Genomic DNA, 932 nt, shown 5'->3' on the forward strand with positions numbered 1-932 from the left:
AAGCGGACCGAGATATGCATTCTCGCAGCGGCCGCGCTGGAGAGCCTGTGCGACCAGGGTCCACGCTACGGCAATCAGCTGAAGGTCTTCATAGAGGCGCTGCGCGACGTCAGCTGGCCAATGGTGCTCCTCAACGTTCCGGAATTGCTCGCCGAACTGCTTGGCGATGCGCTTGAGCGCGGCATCGAGCCCAAGCTTTGCCGGTCGCTTATCCGGGAACGCCGATTGGACGCGCCGCAACGGCGGCCCGCGGCCTGGCCATGGCCGCTCAAGGTCCACGTCCTCGGAGGCTTTCGGCTCGAACTCGATGGAAACCCTCTTAATCTCGGCGCCAAGCCACCGACGAAGGCTCTCGACATCCTGCGGGTACTGGCGATCTCGAAAGACAACACCTGCTCGCTGGAGACCGTTCAGGACTGGCTGTGGCCCGACCTCGACGGCGACCAGGCGCGGGCGGCATGCGAGCAGGCGCTGCATCGGCTGCGCAAGCTGCTCGGGCGGACTGACCTCATCGTTCAGCGCGAAGGCAAGCTTCGCCTCGCGTCCGACAAGGTCTGGGTCGACCTCGCCGACTGGGATGCACGGCTCAAATCCGTGACGACAGCCAATGGCGAGGCGGCCGGGCTGCGACCGGAAGCGGAAGCGCTCTTCCTCGCATTCCCCGGTCCGCTGTTTCTGCACGAGCGAGCCAGCTTCTGGTCGTTCGCCGCCGCTGAAAAAGTGCGTCGCGATCTGGTCGATCTTGGATTGCGGATCGGCCAGCGGCTGGAGACATCCGGCAACACCCAGGAAGCGCGCTCGATCTATTTGAGGGCGTTGGACCTCTATCCGGATGCCGGCCCCGTCGGCAAGGCGCTGATCAGGGAGCGGCTGTCGCGCGGTGATTTCGAAGGCGCGGTCGACGACTATGCACGCTACGAACGGGCGCTGCG

Annotated in this window: 1 protein-coding gene; it reads left to right on the top strand. The window is 65.1% G+C overall.

The window, feature by feature from the left end; translation table 11 throughout:
• A partial coding sequence (locus AC0L2A_RS36210; protein WP_473612970.1) for an AfsR/SARP family transcriptional regulator occupies nt 1-932 on the top strand: 932 nt, incomplete at both ends.

Source organism: Mesorhizobium sp. WSM4844 (assembly GCF_055811775.1).